This is a genomic window from Endozoicomonas sp. SESOKO4 (assembly GCF_024606275.1).
Genome location: NZ_JAHHPS010000161.1, coordinates 1 through 1,041 on the forward strand (window position 1 = coordinate 1; position 1,041 = coordinate 1,041).

The 1,041-nt window shown below is 49.6% G+C and carries 1 protein-coding gene and 1 pseudogene; both read right to left on the reverse strand.

What is annotated here, in order from left to right; genetic code table 11:
* Window positions 1-754, reverse strand: a pseudogene (locus KDK16_RS03025) (3-phosphoshikimate 1-carboxyvinyltransferase); the annotation flags it as partial.
* Window positions 755-890: 136 nt separating this feature from the next.
* Window positions 891-1,041 (reverse strand): SEC-C metal-binding domain-containing protein (locus KDK16_RS13475; RefSeq protein WP_373690902.1); only part of this gene is annotated, 151 nt, incomplete at its 5' end.

Below are 1,041 nucleotides of genomic sequence, written 5' to 3' on the forward strand. Positions count from 1 at the left end.
GAGATCTACACTCTCTCCGTCGTCGGCAGCGTCAGATGTGTATAAGAGACAGGAACGGTAGGTCTGCCCCCCTTCCACGACAAAGCTCTGGTATTCATTATTCAGAACATTCACACCAAAGCGACTCATAACCGAAAGGGTGATGTCGATGTAGGGTTTGGAAACCAGTTCACCATCAATGTTAATGATCGTTTTGCCTGATGCTAATGGGGCTGCCATCAGCATGGCAGTCAGGAACTGACTGGAGATATCGCCCCTGATGCTGACGTCTCCCCCCCTTAAGACCCGAGCCTGAAATTTTCAGAGGCGGGAAGTTTTCCTTACCCAGGTACTCAATGTTTGCACCAGCCTGTTCAAGACAGTAAGTCAGATCGCCGATGGGTCGCTCATACATTCTGGGCTCACCCGTCAGAGTGTATTCACCTTCCCCCAGAGACAAAGCCGCCGCCAATGGCCTCATGGCAGTACCCGCATTCCCCAAAAACAGAGTCAGACGTTGACCAGAGCCCAACGGACCAGCTACTCCAGTGATTTTACAAACAGTATTGCTGTCTGACAGTTGATACTGAACACCCAGCGCTTTCAGAGCTCTGAGCATATAGCGAACATCATCGCTATCCAGAAGATTGCTGATGGTCGTTGTACCTTCTGCCAGCGCGGCAAGCAGTAAAATACGATTGGACAGGCTTTTTGAGCCAGGAATAGACACCTCCCCTTGCACGCGGGAGATGGGCTTTAAAACGAGTTGCTCCATTGGACTTCTTAACTGGCCGAATGATAGGAGGCAACGATTATACCGCAATACATCCATAAATCAGCCGGTGTTAAGCAGTCCATAAAAGAAAACAGGCCGTAAAGCGGCCTGTTTTCTTTTATGGAAGCAGTCAGTATCAGACAATCTTACCGTGACACTGTTTGTACTTCTTGCCAGAACCGCAGGGACATGGTTCATTTCGGCCAACTTTACGGCTTTCACGAACGAAAGGTTCAGTCAAACCTTTTGGCGACTCATGCTCTTCCACGGAGTTCTCTGCCATACCC